Genomic DNA, 446 nt, shown 5'->3' with positions numbered 1-446 from the left:
CGGTTCCTGTCCACCGTGCAGATCGGCATCACGCTGGTGGGCGTGCTGTCGGGGGCGTTTTCCGGCGCCACGCTGGGCCTGCGCCTGTCGGGCTGGCTGGAGGCGCGGGGGATGGACGACGACCTGGCCGCCACGCTGGGCGTGGGGGGCGTGGTCGTGGCGCTGACCTACCTGTCGCTGATCCTGGGGGAACTGGTGCCCAAGCGGCTGGCGCTGCGCAACCCCGAGGGGCTGGCGATGCGCGTGGCGCCCGCGATGCTGGGCCTGTCGCTGGTCGCGGCGCCGGTGGTCTGGGTGCTGGACCGGTCGGGCCGCGCGGTGCTGTGGGCGCTGGGCCAGTCGGGCGAGGGCGGCGCCCGCGTGACCGAGGAAGAGGTGCGCGCCATCCTGTCCGACGCCCATGCCGAAGGCGTGATCGAACCCGAGGAGCGCGCCATGATGGCGGG

At 74.4% G+C, this 446-nt stretch carries 1 protein-coding gene; it reads left to right on the top strand.

The window, feature by feature from the left end; genetic code table 11:
* Positions 1-446 (top strand): CNNM domain-containing protein (locus tag ACLD7X_RS18980; RefSeq protein ID WP_411425232.1); only part of this gene is annotated, 446 nt, incomplete at both ends.

The sequence above is a fragment of the Aphanothece microscopica RSMan92 genome, from assembly GCF_046613545.2.
Taxonomy (GTDB): Bacteria; Cyanobacteriota; Cyanobacteriia; order PCC-6307; family Cyanobiaceae; genus NIES-981.
The sequence above is the reverse complement of the archived record's forward strand: the minus strand, read 5'-3'. Positions and strand labels throughout refer to the sequence as shown.